The sequence below is a fragment of the Sphingomonas sp. P3_C6 genome, assembly GCF_056402595.1.
In genome coordinates, this window is record NZ_JBFUHB010000019.1 from 1 (window position 1) to 18,021 (window position 18,021).

Genomic DNA, 18,021 nt, shown 5'->3' on the forward strand with positions numbered 1-18,021 from the left:
CCGACCCGTCCGAGGCGGAAGGGCTTCCGTCCGCACCATCCTCTTCCTCGTCGCCAATATCGCCCGCAAGTTCGACCCGACCCTGAACGACTTCCATCAACGACTCACCCAACAGGGAAAACCAAAAATGGTCGTCCGCATCGCCCTTGCAAGAAAACTCCTCGTCAGACTCAATTCAAAGGCACGCGAAACACGCGCACAACTCGCCATCGCTCTTTGAAATCGTTGACACGCCAGATAGTCGCTCAGTGCTGAAAAATACAATTTCCCTGCTCGGGCAGGTAAATTCCCTGTTCCAGACAACGGGAATTTTACCTTAACGCGCTATAATAACGCGCTATAATAACGCGCTATAATAACGCGCTATAATAACGCGCTAATTCGTGCACTTTTCGCGCAAAAAACCCGAAAGAATTCTAAATTCCCTGATAATTCCCTGTTATGGTGCCTGAAACAGGGAATTTCCGGCACATCGAATCCGTCGCCTCAGCCAAGCAACGCGCCGAACGCCTTGATCGCTTCAGCCTCGTCCCCGCCCCACACCGCGTTCGACACAGCGATGAAGTCGGCACCGGCGGCCACCAGCGGCGCCGCGTTGACGGGCGTGATGCCGCCTATCGCGACGCAGGGGATTTCGAACACGGTCGACCACCAGCTCAGGATAGAGGGGTCGGGATGATGGCTGACCATTTTGGTGGTGGTCGGATAGAAGCTGCCGAACGCGACATAATCGGCCCCGGCCTCGCCGGCTTCCATCGCGAGATGCCGGCTGTCATGGCATGTCACGCCGATCTGGGCGGTCGGACCGAGCACCGAGCGCGCCTCGCGCGGATCGCCGTCGCCCTGGCCGAGATGCACGCCATCGGCGCCAAGGCGCTTCGCCAGCGAGATACTGTCGTTGACGATAAACGCCACCTCCCGTTCGGCACAGATGGCGCGGAGCGGTTCGCCGAGCCGGGCCGCCTCGTGCTGGTCCACGTCCTTCACGCGGAACTGAAAGGCGGCGACCGGACCGGCGTCGAGCGCGCGCGCCAGCCGGTCGGGAAAGGTGCCGCCGACGTCGAGCGGCGATATGAGATAAAGCTGGCAGGGGGGCCGGCGGACATCGCGGGTGAACTGGGCCGCGAAGTTGGGATCTAGTGGGCCGAGGGGATCTTCTTCAGTCATTCGGCGCGCCTAGCATAGCCAGCAGGAACCCGTCCCACTTCTTCGCGCCTACCGTCTGGACGGCCGTCGCGCTGAGGCGGGGCTCCGCGGCAACCGCCTCGAACAGCGCGCGCGTGCCCTGAATCCGGTCGTCGTCGCTGTCCGCATCGAGCACCCCGCCCTCGCGCACGACATTGTCGATGATGATCGTAGCTCCAGGCCGCCCGAGCGCGATCGCGGCGCGGAGATAGGAAACGTTGCTCGGCTTGTCGGCGTCGATGAAGATCAGGTCGAACGGGCCCTCCCCCGCCGACATCATCGCGTCGAGCGTCTCGACCGCCGGGCCGACCCGGATATCGACCCTGTCCGCGAGTCCCGCGGCAACGACATTACCCCGCGCGACCTCGGCATGATGCGGTTCGAGCTCGAGCGTGACCAGCGTGCCGCCCTCGGGCAGCGCCCGCGCCAGCCAGATCGTCGAATAGCCGCCGAGCGTTCCGACTTCCAGGATGCGCCGGGCACCCGCCATGCGTGCGAGCAGATGAAGCATCTTGCCCTGCGCCGCAGAGACGTCGATCGCGGGCAGCCCGCCTGCGTGGTTCGCCGCCAGCGCCGCATCGAGCACCGGATCGGTGCCGATCAGATGGCCGACGATATAATCGTCGACCGCCGTCCAGGCGGCCTCGCTCATTTCCTCGCCGGGCCGCTGATCGGACGAGTCTGGGCGATGGTATCGAAACCGGCGATCAGCGGCCGTCCTTTGGCAATCGCAGCACGAACAGCCGGCAAAGCAAGCGAGGCCTCATGCGCCGCCTTGTTCTCCCAGATCTCGGTGACCCACAGGGCATCGGCGTCAATGAGGTCCTCGGCCACGATATAGGCCAGGCACCCCGGCATCGACTCCGATCCGCCGGCAAGCGCCCCGGCCAGTGCGTCGCGCTGGCCGGGCTTCGCCGTGATCTTCCCGATCAGGCCATAGGTGGCAGTGTCCGCCGCCATGGCGGACGCCGGCCAGCCGATCATCGCGATGGCCACGGCACTGCCAATGACCTTGCGACGACCGATGGCAGGCATCTCGCTTATTCCTCGTTCTTGTAGATGCGGACCAGCTTGTCGAGCATCGCCAGCGCCTCGTCGCGCGGGCGCTGGAAGGTGTTGCGGCCGATGATCGAGCCGTTGCCGCCACCGTCGCGGATGTCGCGCGCATCCTGATAGACCGCATCGGCGCCCTTGGCCGCGCCACCCGAGAACACCACGATGCGGCGGCCGGCGAAGCTCGCCTGCACCACATGCTTTACGCGGTCCGACTGCTTCGACCAGTCGGTGCCCTCATACATCGGCTTGGCTTCCTTCTGCTCGATATGATCGCTGGGCAGCTTCACCTTGATGATGTGCGCCCCGAGCAGCGCCGCCATGTGCGCTGCATAGGCGCCGACATCGAGCGCGAGCTCGCCCGACTTGGGCAGCGCGCCACCGCGCGGATAGGACCAGATGACGGTGGCGATGCCGACCGACTTGGCTTCGGCCGACAGCTCGCGGATCTGGCCGATCATGTCGAACAGGTCGTCGGAACCTGGATAGATGGTGAAGCCGATCGCCGAGCAACCGAGCCGCACCGCGTCCTCGACGCTGGCGGTGACCGCCTGGTTCGCGCCCTGCGCCCAGCTGTTCGAGCTGTTGACCTTCAGGATGGTGGGGATCTGGCCGGCAAAGGTCTCGGCGCCCGCCTCGATCATGCCAAGCGGCGCCGCATAGGCCGACAGCCCGGCGTCGATCGCGATCTGGTAATGATAATGGGGGTCATAGGCGGCCGGGTTGACCGCGAAGCTGCGGGCCGGGCCATGCTCGAAACCCTGGTCGACTGGCAGGATGATCAGCTTGCCGGTGCCGCCGAGCTTGCCCTGCATCAGGATGCGCGCGAGGTTCGCCTTCACGCCGGCGTTTTCGGACTCGTACTTGTCGAGAATGGCCTTCACGGTCGGCGTCATCGTGATCCCTTTGCTGCTGCAGATGTTGCGCGGTTGTTAGCTCGCGAAAGCGTCAGGGGCAACGGGCGCGCTGCGATGCGGCAGAGGGTTTTTACTGGGCGCGAACAGGGACAGGCCTTGGCGACGGTGCTTCGTATCTTATTCGCCGGGAACGGGTTCTTCCCGCTATTGGTCCGAAATGGGGACAACGACACTGGCGCGAAAGCGCCTGCGATGCTTGAGACCATTCGCCGATTTTGACGTGCACCGGCCCGGGTATCAGGCTCGCGACCAAAGGGAGGGGGATTTGATGCGGCCATCATTCACGAACGGGGTGAAGCTGCTCGGCCTGGTCGCTGCGACCATTTTCCTGACCGCCGCCAGGGCCCCGAAGGTCGGCGAGCCTGCGCCCGATTTCGAGCTGACCATGATCGACGGATCGAAGGTGACGCTCGGCCAGCTTCGCGGGCAGGTCGTGGTCCTCAACTTCTGGGCGACATGGTGCGTGCCATGCCGGGAGGAACTGCCCCTGCTCGACGGATATTATGAGATCCAGCAGAAGGCCGGCCTGAAGGTCTTCGCGATCGCGACGGAGGATTCCCTGCCGCTGTTCAAGATGAAGAAGCTGTTTGCGGCGATGCACATCCCGTCGGCGCGGAAGATCAAAGGTCCCTACACCGTGTTGGGGGGTGTGCCGACCAACTACATCATCGATCGGTCTGGCCGTATCCGCTACGCCAAGGCGGCGGCGTTCAATCTCGATGGGCTCAACCAGACGATCGTGCCGCTGCTCAAGGAGCCGGCGCCGGCGCAGGCTGTCGCTGCCAACTGACGCGGCCATTGGCGGCCGAGTGAGCTCCGATCCGTCGCGCGAACGGGGCCAAATGGCTGATTTCGCCACCTGATCGCTGGCGCTCCCGCGCCACGTTCCGGCAGATAGGCGTCGTTGGAAGCGCTTGGGCGACGACATCCCCGTAGCGGGTCGTGTCCGAAAGGGAGATCAATGCCTCTTCCGGAAAAATGGCGACTTATCGGCATCACCGAACGCCGAAATCGGTCGCCCCTGATCGCTGGCGCACTCTCGATGCTGGCCGCGACGACTGCCTGCTCTCCCGATCCGGATACGCGCGCGGTTCAGGAGATCACCAGCGGCGGGGCAGCGCGCGCACTGCAAAAACAGCTCGACGGGCGCCGGCAATGCGCCTTCGTGCTGACCAGCATCATGCCGATCAAGTTGGACGCCAAGGCCGCCGGGCGTTCCAGCGTCAGGGCGCTTGTCGACAATGGCCTGTTGCAGGAAAAACCGGCGGATGACGGCCAGATCCTCCTCGAACCCACACCCGGCGCCAAAAAATGGTTCTGCGAGCGCCGCGCGTTGAGCGGCGAGAGATCGTTTCTGGAACTCTGTTATGCGCGTCGGCAGATGACCCGGGTCTGGAACGATGGCAGCGCCGGCGGGACACCCCGCCTCCGATACGCGTTCCGACTGATCGACTCCCCCGCCTGGACGCGCGATCCGCGAATCGCCGCCGCATTCCCGTTTCTGCGCCCGGCGCTGTCCGGAGAATTGAAGGCGGAGGAATGGGGCCGTTACCGCGACGGTCGCTGGGAGATACTGCCACCGGGACAACTTCTCCTGCCCGGCGTGATCGAAGGTTTTTCGGCCTGTGCAGGGGAGCCGCACGGCGAATGCGGCTGAAGCCGGGTATCGATCGAGTCAGGAGACTGCATGCCGAGAATTCATAGCGGAGATTTCTCCGTCGATATCGACGAGCGCCTCACGAGCATTCAGGCCGGCCCCGATCTGATCTCGGCCAGGGCGGTGCCACCTGCCCTCACGTCCCCCATGATGACATCTGGACGAAGAAGGCCAGACGCTGCGAGACAGCTGCCGTCGGCCTCAGGGCTGACAACAGCAAGGCCCCGGCTAGGCCGTCAGCGCCGCGACGCCGGGCAATTCCTTGCCTTCCATCCACTCCAGGAACGCCCCGCCGGCCGTCGAGACGAAGGTGAAATCGTCCCCTACCCCCGCCTGGTTGAGCGCCGCCACGGTGTCGCCGCCACCGGCGACCGAGACGAGCGAACCATCGCGGGTAAGCGCCGCCGCAGTGCGGGCAAGCGCCACGGTCGCCGTATCGAAGGGCGGCGTCTCGAAGGCACCAAGCGGGCCGTTCCACACCAAGGTGCGGCAATTCTTGAGCACGTCGGCCAGCGCCTCGACCGCGGCGGGGCCGACATCGAGGATCATCTCGTCGGCCGCGACCTCGTGCACGTTGACGGTACGGACGGGTGGATTGGCGCGGAATTCCTTCGCCACCACCACGTCATAGGGCAGATGGATGGTGCAGTTCGCCCGCTCGGCCGCCTCGAAGATCTCCTCCGCGGTGCCGGTCAGATCATGCTCGCACAGCGACTTGCCGACATCGACGCCGCGTGCGGCGAGGAAAGTGTTGGCCATGCCGCCACCGATGATCAGGTGATCGACCTTGGCGACGAGATGCTTGAGCACGTCGAGCTTGGTCGAGACCTTGGCGCCGCCGACCACCGCAGCGACGGGATGCTCGGGATTGCCCAGCGCCTTGTCGAGCGCGGTCAACTCCGCTTCCATCGCCCGGCCGGCAAAGGCCGGAAGGATATGCGCCAGGCCCTCGGTCGAGGCATGGGCACGATGCGCGGCGGAGAAGGCGTCGTTGACGTAGAAGTCGCCGAGCCTGGCCATTTCGGCCGCCAGTTCGGGATCATTCTTCTCTTCGCCTGCGTGAAATCGGGTATTCTCCAGCACCGCAATGTCGCCGGGCTCGAGCGTGGCGATTGCGTCGGCGGGTCCCGCGCCGACACAATCCTCGATGAAGCGCACCGGGCGACCTAGCACCTCGCTATAGGGCTTGGTCACCAGCGCCAGCGACATCTCCGGGTCGCGCTTGCCCTTGGGACGGCCGTAATGAGCGAGGATCAGGACGATCGCGCCACGATCCGCCAGTTCGGTGACGGTCGGCAGGGTCGCGCGGAAGCGGGTGTCGTCGGTGACGGCACCGTCAGCCATCGGCACGTTCAGATCCTCGCGGACCAGTACGCGCTTGCCGGAGACATCGCCCATATCGTCGAGCGTCTTGAAGGATTTCTCTGTCATTCTTCCACCCTGATACTGTCGCCGACGCGAATCTGGCCGCCGCTGATCACCCGTGCCAGTGCTCCACCGCGCCAGTCCGGCGTCAGCGCGGCCTTAAGCCCCGGCTCCACTTCTTCCATGCGACTGCATGGATCGCATTCGACCATGATCTCGAGCAAGACCTCGTCACCGATCCGCACCATCGCCCCGGGCCGCTGCGGCAGATCGAGCCCGTCGACCAGCAGGTTCGCGCGGCGTACCGACCAATGGTGATCGACGCCTAGCTCGGCCATCGCCGCGTCCCAGTCGGTCCGCTCGATCAGCGAGACCTGCCGCTTCGCCTTGCGGCCCGGCTTCACCGCGCCGCGGAAATCGCCGGCAAGCCCTGCCTCGACCGAGACGCTGACCGAATCGAGTACCTCGATCGGTCCGCGCGGGCGGCCATGGCGGGCAATGCCGGCGAGAACGCCCATCGCCTTAGAGGAACGCGGCCATCGCGCCGGCGGTGTCGACCATGCGGTTCGAGAAGCCCCATTCATTGTCATACCAGCTGACGACACGGACGAGCTTGCCGTCGAGCACGGCGGTTTCCAGGCTGTCGATGGTCGAGCTGGCAGAGGTGTGCATCAGATCGATCGAGACGAGCGGCTCGTCCGTGTAATCGAGGATGCCCTTGAGCGGGCCGCTTTCCGACGCGGCTTTGAGGATCGCGTTGACCTCTTCCTTGGTGGTGTCGCGCTTCGGGGTGAAGGTCAGGTCGACCAGCGAGACGTCGGGCACCGGCACGCGGATGGCCGAGCCGTCCAGCTTGCCCTTCAGTTCGGGAAGCACTTCGCCGACCGCGCGGGCGGCACCGGTGGTGGTCGGGATCATCGACATGGCGGCGGCACGGGCGCGGCGCAGGTCCGGGTGTATCTGGTCGAGGATCTTCTGGTCGTTGGTATAGGCGTGGATCGTGGTCATCAGGCCGCGCTCGATGCCGATCGCGTCGTTCAGCACCTTGGCGACCGGCGCCAGGCAGTTGGTCGTGCACGACGCGTTGGACACGATGTTATGGCCCGCCTCGAGCTTGTCGTTGTTGACGCCGAACACCACGGTCAGGTCGACACCCTTGGCCGGGGCCGAGATCAGCACCTTCTTCGCGCCGGCGGCGATGTGCTTCTGCGCGCTCTCGCGGTCGGTGAAGAAACCGGTGCATTCGAGCACGATGTCCACGCCCAGCTCTGCATGGGGCAGGTTGGCGGGGTCGCGCTCGGCTGTGACGCGGATGCGCTTGCCGTCGACGACCAGGTCGTTGCCCTCGGCCGAGACCTTGCCCGGATATTTGCCATGCACCGAGTCGCGTGAGAACAGCCAGGCGTTGGACTTCGCATCGGCGAGGTCGTTGATCGCGACGAGCTCAAGTCCCGTATCGCCACGCTCGAGTACCGCCCGTGCAACGAGGCGACCGATACGCCCGAAACCGTTGATCGCAACCTTCACCGTCATCGCAAATACCTCCGTCGCGGAAAACCGGGCGCGGCGCTGACATGCGCAAAAGGGCGACCGGCGAGTCTGATAAGCCGCGCGGTCTTTGCGGTGGGCGGACGCGCCCGTCAACCACGGCGGGACCAATTCGTCTTGCCCGCCGGTAAAGCCGTGCTATCCGGATGTGATGGCAGACGAGACGCCTCCGCCCGCGCTCGACCGGATCGATCGCGCGATTGCGAGAATCGAAGCAGCTGTGGCTGACAGGGATCGTGTGGCCGAAGCGGCAGTGCGCCGCCACGCCCTTCTTCGCGCCCGGATCGAGGAAGCGGTATCGACGCTGGACGACGTCATCGCGCGCGGCGAAGCCGGGGATGGGCCGAGCTGATGGCGGACGTCACCCTCACCATCGGGGGCCGCCGCCACACCGTCGCCTGCCGCGACGGCGAGGAATCGCAGTTGCGCAAGCTTGGCGATATGCTCGACCGCCACTGGTCGACCGCGGCGCGCGCGTCCGGCGGGCTCAATGGCGAGCGTACCATGTTGTTCCTCGCGCTCATGTTGGCCGACGAGCTCGACGAGGCATATCGTCGCCCACCCGAGGGCGCCGGCGCGGCAGTGCTGGAGCAGGTTGCCGAGCGGCTGGAAAAACTGGCGGCAACCCTTGAGAAAATGCCCCCGAAAGCCTAAGTAGGTGATGGCGGGCACTGCCCGGTACGAGCCTTACCGATTATCCCTGAGGCGATTATTCTTCCTAGGGGGTTGTCCCTGCGCTGGCCCTGGCCTGTCGTACACGATCCCCACCTGATGCTAACGGCGTCAGAGGATACTCAGGCAAACGGCCATGGCGGTCCCGCCACATGCTATTCGAGACATGCAAGCCCCAGTCCCCTATCCCCTTCCCCGGCGCAGGCCGGGGTCCAGTCGGGGGACGCCGATGAGTGGCGTTGCGCGAGGCCATATTGGCCTTCCCAACTGGACCCCGGCCTTTGCCGGGGAAGCGAAGTGGTAGTGACGGTGTCTTTCTTTCCATGAACCCCGAAAAATCCGCTCTGCGCGCCCGCATCCGTGCCGACCGCGACCGGTTCTTCGCTGGTGGTCCGCCCGCGATCGCCCCCTCCCCTGCTTTCCTCGACCGGCTCGAGCATGGCCTGACGGTCGCCTCCTATGTCCCAATGGGCAGCGAGATCGATCCGTCTCCTCTCGCCCGCGCGGCAGTGGATCGAGGCTGCGCGATCGTGCTGCCGCATGTCACCATTCGCTCCCAGCCGATGCGCTTCCTTGCCTGGGACAGCGAGGCGGCGCTGATCGCCGGGCCGTTCGGCCTGTCGCAGCCGCATCACGAGGCGGCGGCGATGGCGCCCGACATCATCCTTACGCCGCTGCTCGCGTTCGATTCGGCGCTGAACCGACTCGGCCAGGGCGCCGGCTATTACGACCGCGCCTTCGTGCGATTCCCGGACGCGTGGCGGGTCGGGGTTGCCTGGTCGGTGCAACAGGTCGAAAGCCTGCCGCACGACCCGTGGGATGTACCGCTCCACGCCATCGTCACCGAAAGAGACTGGATCACACAGCGATGAATACCCAACCAAGCTGGCGCAAGCCCGTCGGCATGCTTGCCATCCTTGCGCTCATCGCCATCTGGGTCGTGCTAGTCGCGAGTCTCTCCGGCGTGGTCGGCCAGTGGCATGTGCTGCTGCAGCTCGCCTTCTATCTCGTGACCGGAATCGTGTGGCTATGGCTGTTGCCGATGCGCCGCCTGCTACGCTGGATGGAAACGGGTATCTGGTGAAGCCGTTGCGGGGCGACGGCTCGTGAATCGACTTGGAGCCGGCGCGTCGTTACCCTTTCTTTGTCATCGCGACGGGACGGCTCTCCGATCCCGGCACAGGCGATGCGGGGGGACCGCGGATGACAGGCGATGTGAAACCGGCATGGGCCGCGGTCCAGCAACTGTTCGACGATCTGATCGACCTTCCTCCCGCTGAACGAGCCAGGCGCCTCAGCGCGGTTCCGGTACAGCTCGCGTGGCAGGTAGAGGCGTTACTGACCGCCTCGGCCGATCCGGGCATCCTGGACATGAAGCCGCCGGCGCTCGGTGAATCAAATGCCGGCACGGGATACAGCTCGTTGAACCCGGGCGATCCGATCGGCGGATTCGTGATCGATCGGCTGATCGGCCGCGGTGGAATGGGCGAAGTCTATCTCGCCCACCGCGCAGCCGCCGATTTCGATCAACGCGTCGCGCTCAAGATGCTGCGGGCCGAGACCGCCGGGCGCGGCGACATGTTCGCCCAGGAACGCCGGCTGCTCGCCCGGCTGGAGCATCGCGGCATTGCCCGGCTGATCGACGGGGGCATCGCTCCGGACGGCCGCGCCTATATGGCGATGGACTATGTCGACGGCGCGCCGATCTGTGCCTGGTCCAACGACAATAACGCTGACCTGACCCGGAGGCTGACCCTGTTCCGCGAGGTGTGCGAGGCAGTCAGCTATGCCCATGCCAATCTGGTGGTGCACCGCGATCTCACCCCGTCGAACATCCTTATCGACCATAACGGCAATGTCCGCCTTCTGGATTTCGGCATCGCAAAGCTGCTCGACGAAACCAGCATCATGCCGGCGACCACCCAGGCTATGCTCACACCCGATTATGCGGCGCCCGAACAGCTCGACGGCGATACGGCGACCGTCGCGACCGATATCTATGCGCTCGGCGTCATCCTGTACGAGCTCGTGGTCGGGGCGGGCCCATGGCGGCGCGAGGGAAGCTCCATTCCCGCGATCATTCGCCGGGTGCTCCACGACGACCCGCAGTTGCCGAGCAAGGCCGCCGCGCGTCCGGGCGCACCGGTGCCGGCCGCCCGGATCGCTGGCGATCTCGATGCCATCATCCTGAAGGCGATGCGACGCGACCCCGCCGACCGCTATCGCAGCGTCACCGACCTCGCCAACGACGTGCGGCGCCATCAGGAACTGAAGCCCGTGCATGCGCGGGGCGGCTCGACGCGGTACATGCTGGGCCGCTTCGTCCGGCGCTATCGCTGGGCGGTGGCAGCCAGCGCGGCGACGCTCGCCGCGATCCTGATCGGGTCGGCCGGCATCGCCTGGCAAGCGCGCAAGACGGCAATCGAGCGCGATGTGGCGCTGGGAGAAGCGCGACGCTCCGAGGCGATCGTGCGCATGTTGACGGTGATGTTTCGCGATACGGCCGACACGGACAAGGGCAGCGGCGCGACCGTCAAGCAGATGCTCGACCAGACGGCGACGCGCCTGGTCGATTCACTTGACACCAGCGCCAAGTCGGCGACGCTGATCACCACATTGTCCGACCTGTACGTGAACCTGGAAGACGATGCAGGCGCCGATTCGCTGCTGCAGCGCGCGCTGGCGAAGGGCATCGGCAAGGGCGATGCCGTCGCGACCGCCCAGATCAAGATGCGCCTTGCCTCGTCCGCGGCCTCGCTCGGCCGAACTGCCGAGATAACGCCGTTGCTCGACGCTGCCGAGGCGGTGTTCGAAGCCGAACCCGAGCGATTCCGCAGCGAACGGCTCGAGATCGCGAGCGCCCGCGCCCAGCTGGCCCGGCGCAACGGCGATTACGACACGGCAATCCGCCTGCTCTCCACCAACATGCCGCTCGCCGAACGCGTCTACGCCGAGAACCACCGCGACCTGCTGACGCTCTACAACAACCTGCTGGTCTACATGGTCGAGGCGAACCAGCTGGACGCCATGCCGGCGGTGTTCGTCCGGGCTGATGCCGCGCTGAAACGCACTGGCCAGGAAGGCAGCACGACGGGCCTGGCGATCACGTCGCTGAAAGCTGCCCGGTTACTCAAGATCGGTCAGGCGGCGCAGGCCGAAGCGATTTTTCGCCAGGTCGCGGCCCGGCGCTACACGGTTTTCGGCGAATCCGCCGGGCTAGCAGTCGATCTCCTCCAGCTGGGCCGCACGGAACTGGCGCTTGGCAAATTTGCCGAAGCGCGCCGGGCTCTGGAGCAGGCGCGACCGATGGCGATCGACAATCTGGGGCCGCATGCAGTGATGACCCTGATGATCGAGATCGGGCTGGTCGAGGCCATGGCCGAGACCGGCGATGCGGCGAGCGCGGAACATCTGATGCGCGAGGTGAGCCCACTCGTCGCGGCCATGCCCAAAGTCGGCCTGCCGCATGGCATATTGGCACGCGCGCGCGCCATTACCTTCCTGAAACTGGATCGGTTAAAGGAGGCCAGTGCGGAAGCGGATCGGGGGGAGGCGATTTTCCGCAGTCTGGGCCCGGCCGGCGAATCCTATGTCAAATCCTTCCAGACGCTGCGGCAGCGGATCGCCCGGGCGAGCTGACTGCCGCCTCTACATCGCTGAACCCGTCTATGCCGCCATCTCGTGGTGGATCCAGGCGCGCGCCTGCACCCACCAGCGCCGCACGGTACGGTCGCTGACGCCGAGCACAGTGGCAGTCTCCTGCTCGTCCAGTCCCGCGAAGAAGCGGCAATCGACCAGCAGCGCCAGATTGGGATCGACCGTGGAGAGCGTCTTCAGCGCCTCGCCCAGCCGCACGACCTCACCATCCTCCGGTACGGCATTGGCCAGTGAATCGAGCCGCTCGGTAAAGGCGTAGATCTGCCCCTCGCGCTTCGACGTCATCCGCGCCCGGGCCGCGTCGATCAGGATGTGGCGGATCGCGGTCGCGGCGCAGCCCAGGAAATGCGTCCGGCTCTCCCAACCCTCGCGCTTGCGCAGCTTCACATAGGCTTCGTTGATCAGGGCGGTGGGCTGCAGCGTCTGGGGTGCGCCGGCCCGAAAATGCTCGCGCCCCGCGATCGCCCGCAACTCGTCGTAGAGCGAGGCGACCAGCGCATCGGCCGGACCCACTGAACTTATTTCGGAGGGCGTGTCCGGTTCGATGATTTTTTCTCGTCTTGCGTCGCGTCTCTCGGATCGAACGGCATTCCTATGGGTGCCGCCGGTGCGAGGCAAGCGCGACCTCGTGCCCTGGCGCGCTGGTGGCGTGGGGCACGGTGCGGGACTCAATCATGCGCCATCCCCGGGGTCGACGTTTCTCAACCGGAAGCGGCCGCATGCCGCAAAAAAAGGGAACATCCGATGCGCACTTCCACCAAGCTTCTCACCACCGCCGCGCCGCTGGCGCTGATCGCAAGCCTGACCCTCACCTCGCCGGCCGCCGCCCAGAACGTCGTCTGCGTGGACACCAACGGCAACCCTTCGGGAATCGTTGCCGCCGGTGTCGATGGCTCCGTCGTCTGCGGTCCTGCGGCGACCGTGTCCGGCAATGTCGCAGTCGCCGTCGGCGAGTCGGCGAGCGCCGACGTCCGCGGCGTGGCCGTAGGGTATCAGGCCACCGCCGCCGGCGACGCCACCGCGCTAGGCAGGGCAAGCTCCGCCAACGGCCAATATTCGCTCGCTCTCGGCAATTTTGCCGAAGCATCGCAAGCCGCGGGAATCGCGATCGGCCAGACCGCAAAGGCGTTGCAGCTCCGGGCAATCGCGCTTGGCTCGTTTTCCATTGCCGACGGATATCAGGCGATGGCGTTCGGCACGGGCGCGAAGGCCAATGCCGGCAACAGCATCGCGATCGGATCGGATGTCATCGCGGGCGGCGCGAGCAGCGTGGCGATCGGTGAAAGCTCACAGGCGACCGCCGACTACACCGTCGCGCTCGGGCAGGGCGCCAAGGCCGAGGTCGCGGACAGCGTCGCGATCGGCCATAACGCCGTTGCCGCGCTTACCGGCGGTGCGACGGTCTCGGTGGCGATCGGCTCGAATTCGACCTCCTCCATCGGCGGCGTCGCGATCGGCCCGGGCGCGAACGGCGTGGTCGGCGGTACGGCGATCGGCATGAACACCTCGGCACGCGACGACAGCGTCTCGCTGGGCACGAACTCGACCGACCTGGTCAACATCGGCGGCGGCTCGGCGTCGACACGGTACAGAGTGGTGTCGGTCGGCAGCGGCACCGACCTGTTCGGCCAGAGCATCTTCCAACGCCAGATCATCAATGTCGGTGCCGGGACCGAGGCAACTGACGCGGTCAACAAGGCGCAGCTGGACGCCGTCGCCGCGCTCGCCAACAACCCCTATGTCCGCATCAACAGCAGCGGCGGCGGTGCAAGCGCAGCGGGCGGTGACGCGGTCGCGGTCGGCTCGGGCAGCAGTGCCGCGGGGATTTACAGCACCGCCGTCGGAACCGCGGCGCAGGCGCTCGACCAGCGGTCCATCGCGATCGGCACCGCCGTCACGGCGAACGGCTCCGGCAGCGTCGCGATCGGTGGCGCGGTCGAGGTCGGCGGTTTCGGACACGATACCCGGACATCCGGCAACAACGCGGTTGCCGTCGGCCTGGGCGCCAAGGCCAATGGCGACGGCGCGGTGGCGCTGGGCGCATTGACCGATGCCTCGTTCAACAGCGTGGCTCTCGGGCAGGGCTCGACCACCTATCTCACCAACGGCACCTCCCGCGACAACACGGTGTCGGTGGGCAATGCCGGCACCAATAACGGCGCGGTCGCGTTCCAGCGTCAGATCATCAACGTCGCCGCCGGCACCGAAGAAACCGACGCGGTCAATCTCGGCCAGTTGAACGCCGTTTCGGGCGTCGCCAACACGGCGCTGGCCAATGCTGCAACGGCGCAGACCACCGCCAATCAGGCGCTTGCCGCCGCGAACAATGCGGGTGCGAGCGGTGCAGCCGCGCAGGCGACCGCAAATACCGCGCTGGCCGATGCCGCAACGGCGCAAGGTACGGCCAACACCGCGCTGGCGGACGCTGCGGCGGCGCAGGGGACGGCCAACACCGCTATCGTCAATGCCGCCGCAGCGCAGTCGACGGCGAATACGGCGCTCACGAACGGCGCCTATTTCCGTTCCAACGCGACCGGACCCGGGCCGCAGGCAACCGGCGCCAATTCGATCGCGGTCGGCCCGTCGAGCGTGGCCAGCGGGCCATCTTCGGTGGCGATCGGCGATGGCGCACGGGCGATCAACGGCCAGGCCGTGTCGATCGGCGCCGGCAACATCGCCGCTGGCAACGGCGCGGTGGCGATCGGCGATCCCAATGTCGCGACGGGCCAGGGCGCGGTCGCACTCGGCCATGACAATACCGCGACCGGCCAGGGCGCCGTGGCGATCGGCAACAATACCAGCGCGACGGGCCAGGCCGCCGTCGCCCTGGGTAACAACAGCAACGCCGGGCAAGCCGGCAGCGTCGCGATCGGAGACGGCGTGGCGACGACGCGTGCGGGCCAGGTTGCATTGGGCAATTCCAGCACGACCGTCACCGTTGCCGGGATCGTCTCGTCCGCGAGCAGGAACGCGCAGGCCGGCGCGCTGAGCCTGGTCACTACCGATGGGCTGGGCAATCTTGCGACGTCGGCGCTCGATATAGGCGTGCTTTCCGGCCTCAACGGCCGGACAACGGCGCTGGAGGGGCGGACCACGGCACTCGAGGGGCGCACGACCTTGCTGGAGGGCCGTGCGTCGGCGCTCGAAGGGCGAACCGCGATGCTGGCCCGCCAGGCCCGACAGGCGGAAGCCGGCATCGCCGCCGCGATGGCGCTTGGCGGAACGTTGCTGCCACCCGATTCGAAGTTCGCGATCTCGTTCAATCTGGCGACCTATCGGGGGCAGCAGGGCTTCTCGGGTGCCGCAGTGGCCAAGGTCACCGATCGGATCTGGATGAGCGGCGGCTTCGCCGGATCGACCGTCAGGGGATCGAGCGGCGGCCGCGTCGGCATGACCTTCGGCTGGTGAACACCAAATAAAACAGACCGGGCCCCGGAGGCAATCCACGGCCTCCGGCCCCGAACGGAGAAACGACCATGAACGGCAGAAAATCGATCGAAGCGGGCGTTGCGGTCCTCGCCATCGCCATCGCCATCGGCGCGGGCGCCGCACTGGCGCAGGGCGCGGGCGTGCAGCCCGGCCAGTGGGAAATCGCGATCACCATCAACACGATGGAAATGAAGGGCGTGCCCGCCGGCATTGCGAAGATGATGATCGGCAAAACGACGCGCGTCAGGCACTGCATCACGCCCGAGGCCGCCGCGCGCGGCCCCCAGGACATGTTGAAGTCCGACAAGTCCTGCGTGTTCACGCGCTATTCCATGGTCGGCGGGCGGCTCGATTCGGCGATGAGCTGCCGACAGGGCGGCGGGACGATGACGGCGGTCAGCACCGGCAGCTTCACGCCGACCGGATTCACTGCAACCGGGCGATCCACCACCAGCGGCGAGATGGCTACCACCATGACGAGCACCAGCGTCGGCCGCCGGATTGGTGACTGCAAGTAGCGGCGGCGGCGGTCCGGGCAACAAAACCCAATCGGGGCGCGCGCAAAAACCGGTGCGTCGAGGGCGTCCGCAAGGGAGGGAAGAAAAGATGCGCAACATGATCATCGCGACGGCGTGCGCGCTGGCTGGCTGTGGAGCGCCCTCCGCTCCTGAGGGAAACGCCGCGTCGGCGGCTCCTTCGACCGAGGCGTTGCCCGCCCCGGTACCGACGTTGCCCAAGGTCACGATGGTGGAGGTGAACAGGCTCCAGACCGGGATGACCTATGCCGAGGTGAAGGTCCTGCTGGGCCGGGACGGCTATCTGGGGGCGTCGGAGGGCGGCACGCAGATCTATGCCTGGACCAATATGGACGGCGGCAGCCTGCAAGCGACCTTCAAGGACGGCAAATTGCAGGACAAGGTAGACTTCGGGATCAAATAGCCTGGATTGGTCCGACGTAGAGATTTCGTCGGCCCTGACTGGCAGCGGCGTGTCGCAATCGCGACAGCGCCAATTCTTCCGATGAAGAAGAATGGCGCGAGTGACGGGGCTCGAACCCGCGACCTCCGGCGTGACAGGCCGGCGCTCTAACCAACTGAGCTACACCCGCTTGTGAAGCGTGAGGCGGGCCAACTAGGCGAGGTGCCCGGACCTGTCAACGCTCGTTTTCAAACCCGTTCAACTTTCCCGGAAATGCCTCCGAAAGACTGGTCCAGCCGCGCCCGCAAAGGCCGAAAGGCCATGCACCGACCAAAACGAATCGTAGAGGAGCCGCCCTCAGCCCCCTTCGTCGTCAGCCTGCCCCGCCCGTCCAGCGCTGCGCCGCTGATGGGTCAACGTGCCATGCTCGAACAGGAAACCGGCGATGTCGGGCTTGCCAGCGGCACCGATCACCGTCTGGATGATGATCAGCAGCGGCACGGCGAGCAGCGCGCCCGGCGTGCCCCACACCCATCCCCAAAAGCTCAGCGAGATGAGGATCATGATCGGGTTGATCGTCAGGCGGTGGCCGACGATGAAGGGTGTGATGGCGTTAGCCTCCAGCAGGTGCGCGCCGATCATCATCGCGGCAGGCAGCAACGCGAGCCAAATATCCTGGAAGGTCATCAGCCCGCCAAGCGCGAGCAGCATCGCCGCCACGATCGGCCCGAAATAAGGGATGTAGTTGCACAGGGCGACGATGCCGCCCCACATCAGCGGATAGGGCATGCCCATCAGCCACAGCGCAAAGGCGATTACGAGGCCGAGCGACAGGTTGATCACGGTGATGGTGCCGAGATAGGCCGATGTGTCGTCGACCACGTTCTGGATCACCCGCGCGGTCGCCATCGCGCCGCCGAAGCTCGACCGGCTGGTGATCGTGCGCCGCCGCAGCCGGGTCCACCCCGACAAAAAGAAGTATACGACGAGGATGCCGAAAAAGACCTGGACGATCGCCGTCGGCGCCGAGGTGGCGGCGAGTTCGAGGATGGAGCTGGGCGGACTGACCGCGGTGGTTTGCGCCGGGTGCACCGGCCCCGATGCGGCAAGATGGCGCACCGTGCGGTTCACATATTTCTCGAGGCTCGAATAAAGATCGAGCACCGGCGCGATGTTCATCTGGATCCGGTCGATCCGGTCAGGCAGCTTGCGGAAGAATTCGGTCGCCGGAACGATGATCGCCGCCAGCGCGATGTTCGCCGCGACCAGGAACAGCAGCACACAGGTGAGCGCGGCGAGCGCCGAGGGCACACGGTGCCGCTCGAGCCATTCGAGCACCGGCACCAGCGCGATCGCGATGACCAGGGCGGCGGTGGTCGGCAGGAAGAATTCCGCCCCGGCCTTCAGCGCGAAGGGCATACCGAGCGCGAGACCGATACCGGCGATCAGGGTCAACGCCGCCAGCAGCCGGTCGCGGCGCATGCCGACACGCGTCTCGTCGATCGCCTCCTCGCCGTCGAACGGCAAGCCGAACGCGCCTTCGCCGGGGGCCTTTCCCGTGCCCTTTCCGGAACCCTCCGCCACTCGCCCACCCCTTTACAATTACGCTCGCGGCCGCAG

19 protein-coding genes, 1 tRNA gene, 1 other RNA gene and 1 pseudogene are annotated in these 18,021 nt (G+C 66.1%); 12 read left to right on the forward strand and 10 right to left on the reverse strand.

Annotated features, from left to right (window positions below; translation table 11 throughout):
- Window positions 1-220 (forward strand): annotated as a pseudogene (locus tag AC1DT7_RS16735) (IS110 family transposase); the annotation flags it as partial.
- Window positions 221-486: 266 nt separating this feature from the next.
- On the opposite strand, the gene thiE reads toward AC1DT7_RS16735, so the two are convergent.
- From thiE to AC1DT7_RS16755, 4 genes are read right to left on the reverse strand one after another with little or no spacing between them, the layout of a single operon-like run.
- Entirely contained in the window at window positions 487-1,167 is a 681-nt protein-coding gene (thiE, locus tag AC1DT7_RS16740; RefSeq protein WP_478037168.1) for a thiamine phosphate synthase, read from the reverse strand.
- Window positions 1,160-1,837, reverse strand: coding sequence for an O-methyltransferase (locus tag AC1DT7_RS16745; protein ID WP_478037169.1), 678 nt, complete (start codon window positions 1,835-1,837; stop codon window positions 1,160-1,162). Before AC1DT7_RS16745 ends, thiE begins: the two co-directional genes overlap by 8 nt.
- The gene (locus tag AC1DT7_RS16750) at window positions 1,834-2,220 is read right to left on the reverse strand and encodes a putative quinol monooxygenase (protein WP_478037170.1); all 387 of its coding nucleotides are present in this window, start codon (window positions 2,218-2,220) and stop codon (window positions 1,834-1,836) included. The genes AC1DT7_RS16745 and AC1DT7_RS16750 overlap by 4 nt, the downstream gene beginning before the upstream one ends.
- 5 nt (window positions 2,221-2,225) lie before the next feature.
- A complete protein-coding gene (locus tag AC1DT7_RS16755; protein ID WP_478037171.1) occupies window positions 2,226-3,134 on the reverse strand; it encodes a class I fructose-bisphosphate aldolase in 909 nt (302 codons plus the stop codon).
- 289 nt (window positions 3,135-3,423) lie between these two features.
- Here AC1DT7_RS16755 and AC1DT7_RS16760 point away from each other — a divergent pair, with 289 nt between their 5' ends.
- Complete coding sequence (locus AC1DT7_RS16760; protein ID WP_478037172.1) at window positions 3,424-3,945, forward strand: TlpA family protein disulfide reductase; 522 nt, start codon at window positions 3,424-3,426, stop codon at window positions 3,943-3,945.
- Between the two features lie 375 nt (window positions 3,946-4,320).
- A complete protein-coding gene (locus tag AC1DT7_RS16765; protein ID WP_478037173.1) occupies window positions 4,321-4,812 on the forward strand; it encodes a hypothetical protein in 492 nt (163 codons plus the stop codon).
- Window positions 4,813-5,040: 228 nt separating this feature from the next.
- Here AC1DT7_RS16765 and AC1DT7_RS16770 read toward each other — a convergent pair whose 3' ends face one another.
- The 3 genes from AC1DT7_RS16770 to gap are packed head-to-tail and all read right to left on the reverse strand — an operon-like array spanning window position 5,041 to window position 7,710.
- A complete protein-coding gene (locus AC1DT7_RS16770) occupies window positions 5,041-6,243 on the reverse strand; it encodes a phosphoglycerate kinase (protein ID WP_478037174.1) in 1,203 nt (400 codons plus the stop codon).
- Complete coding sequence (locus tag AC1DT7_RS16775; protein WP_478037175.1) at window positions 6,240-6,695, reverse strand: MOSC domain-containing protein; 456 nt, start codon at window positions 6,693-6,695, stop codon at window positions 6,240-6,242. The genes AC1DT7_RS16770 and AC1DT7_RS16775 overlap by 4 nt, the downstream gene beginning before the upstream one ends.
- A 4-nt stretch (window positions 6,696-6,699) precedes the next feature.
- Complete coding sequence (gene gap / locus AC1DT7_RS16780) at window positions 6,700-7,710, reverse strand: type I glyceraldehyde-3-phosphate dehydrogenase (protein WP_478037176.1); 1,011 nt, start codon at window positions 7,708-7,710, stop codon at window positions 6,700-6,702.
- Between the two features lie 166 nt (window positions 7,711-7,876).
- Here gap and AC1DT7_RS16785 point away from each other — a divergent pair, with 166 nt between their 5' ends.
- From AC1DT7_RS16785 to AC1DT7_RS16810, 6 genes are all read left to right on the forward strand, one after another.
- Window positions 7,877-8,077 (forward strand): hypothetical protein, encoded by a 201-nt coding sequence (locus tag AC1DT7_RS16785; protein ID WP_478037177.1) that lies wholly within the window; start codon window positions 7,877-7,879, stop codon window positions 8,075-8,077.
- A complete protein-coding gene (locus tag AC1DT7_RS16790) occupies window positions 8,077-8,379 on the forward strand; it encodes a cell division protein ZapA (RefSeq protein ID WP_478037178.1) in 303 nt (100 codons plus the stop codon). The genes AC1DT7_RS16785 and AC1DT7_RS16790 overlap by 1 nt, the downstream gene beginning before the upstream one ends.
- 11 nt (window positions 8,380-8,390) lie before the next feature.
- Window positions 8,391-8,547, forward strand: a non-coding RNA gene (ssrS, locus tag AC1DT7_RS16795) — 6S RNA.
- Between the two features lie 173 nt (window positions 8,548-8,720).
- A complete protein-coding gene (locus AC1DT7_RS16800) occupies window positions 8,721-9,269 on the forward strand; it encodes a 5-formyltetrahydrofolate cyclo-ligase (RefSeq protein ID WP_478037179.1) in 549 nt (182 codons plus the stop codon).
- Window positions 9,266-9,481, forward strand: a complete 216-nt coding sequence (locus AC1DT7_RS16805) for a DUF2842 domain-containing protein (RefSeq protein ID WP_478037180.1) — start codon at window positions 9,266-9,268, stop codon at window positions 9,479-9,481. The genes AC1DT7_RS16800 and AC1DT7_RS16805 overlap by 4 nt, the downstream gene beginning before the upstream one ends.
- A gap of 119 nt (window positions 9,482-9,600) precedes the next feature.
- Window positions 9,601-12,036: a protein kinase domain-containing protein gene (locus AC1DT7_RS16810; protein ID WP_478037181.1), complete on the forward strand. Its 2,436-nt coding sequence runs from the start codon at window positions 9,601-9,603 to the stop codon at window positions 12,034-12,036.
- Window positions 12,037-12,063: 27 nt separating this feature from the next.
- Here the strand turns inward: AC1DT7_RS16810 and AC1DT7_RS16815 are convergent, their stop codons facing one another.
- Complete coding sequence (locus AC1DT7_RS16815) at window positions 12,064-12,567, reverse strand: ECF-type sigma factor (protein WP_478037182.1); 504 nt, start codon at window positions 12,565-12,567, stop codon at window positions 12,064-12,066.
- 231 nt (window positions 12,568-12,798) lie between these two features.
- Between AC1DT7_RS16815 and AC1DT7_RS16820 the strand changes: the two genes are divergently transcribed.
- From AC1DT7_RS16820 to AC1DT7_RS16830, 3 genes are all read left to right on the forward strand, one after another.
- A complete protein-coding gene (locus AC1DT7_RS16820) occupies window positions 12,799-15,462 on the forward strand; it encodes a YadA-like family protein (RefSeq protein WP_478037183.1) in 2,664 nt (887 codons plus the stop codon).
- A 68-nt stretch (window positions 15,463-15,530) separates the two neighbouring features.
- On the forward strand, window positions 15,531-16,001 hold the full coding sequence (locus tag AC1DT7_RS16825; protein ID WP_478037184.1) for a DUF3617 domain-containing protein: 471 nt from the start codon (window positions 15,531-15,533) through the stop codon (window positions 15,999-16,001).
- Between the two features lie 88 nt (window positions 16,002-16,089).
- On the forward strand, window positions 16,090-16,422 hold the full coding sequence (locus AC1DT7_RS16830) for a hypothetical protein (RefSeq protein WP_478037185.1): 333 nt from the start codon (window positions 16,090-16,092) through the stop codon (window positions 16,420-16,422).
- A gap of 92 nt (window positions 16,423-16,514) precedes the next feature.
- Here AC1DT7_RS16830 and AC1DT7_RS16835 read toward each other — a convergent pair.
- Window positions 16,515-16,591: transfer RNA gene (locus AC1DT7_RS16835), tRNA-Asp, on the reverse strand.
- Between the two features lie 167 nt (window positions 16,592-16,758).
- Window positions 16,759-17,883 (reverse strand): AI-2E family transporter, encoded by a 1,125-nt coding sequence (locus tag AC1DT7_RS16840; protein WP_478037246.1) that lies wholly within the window; start codon window positions 17,881-17,883, stop codon window positions 16,759-16,761.
- Between the last annotated feature and the right edge of the window lie 138 nt (window positions 17,884-18,021).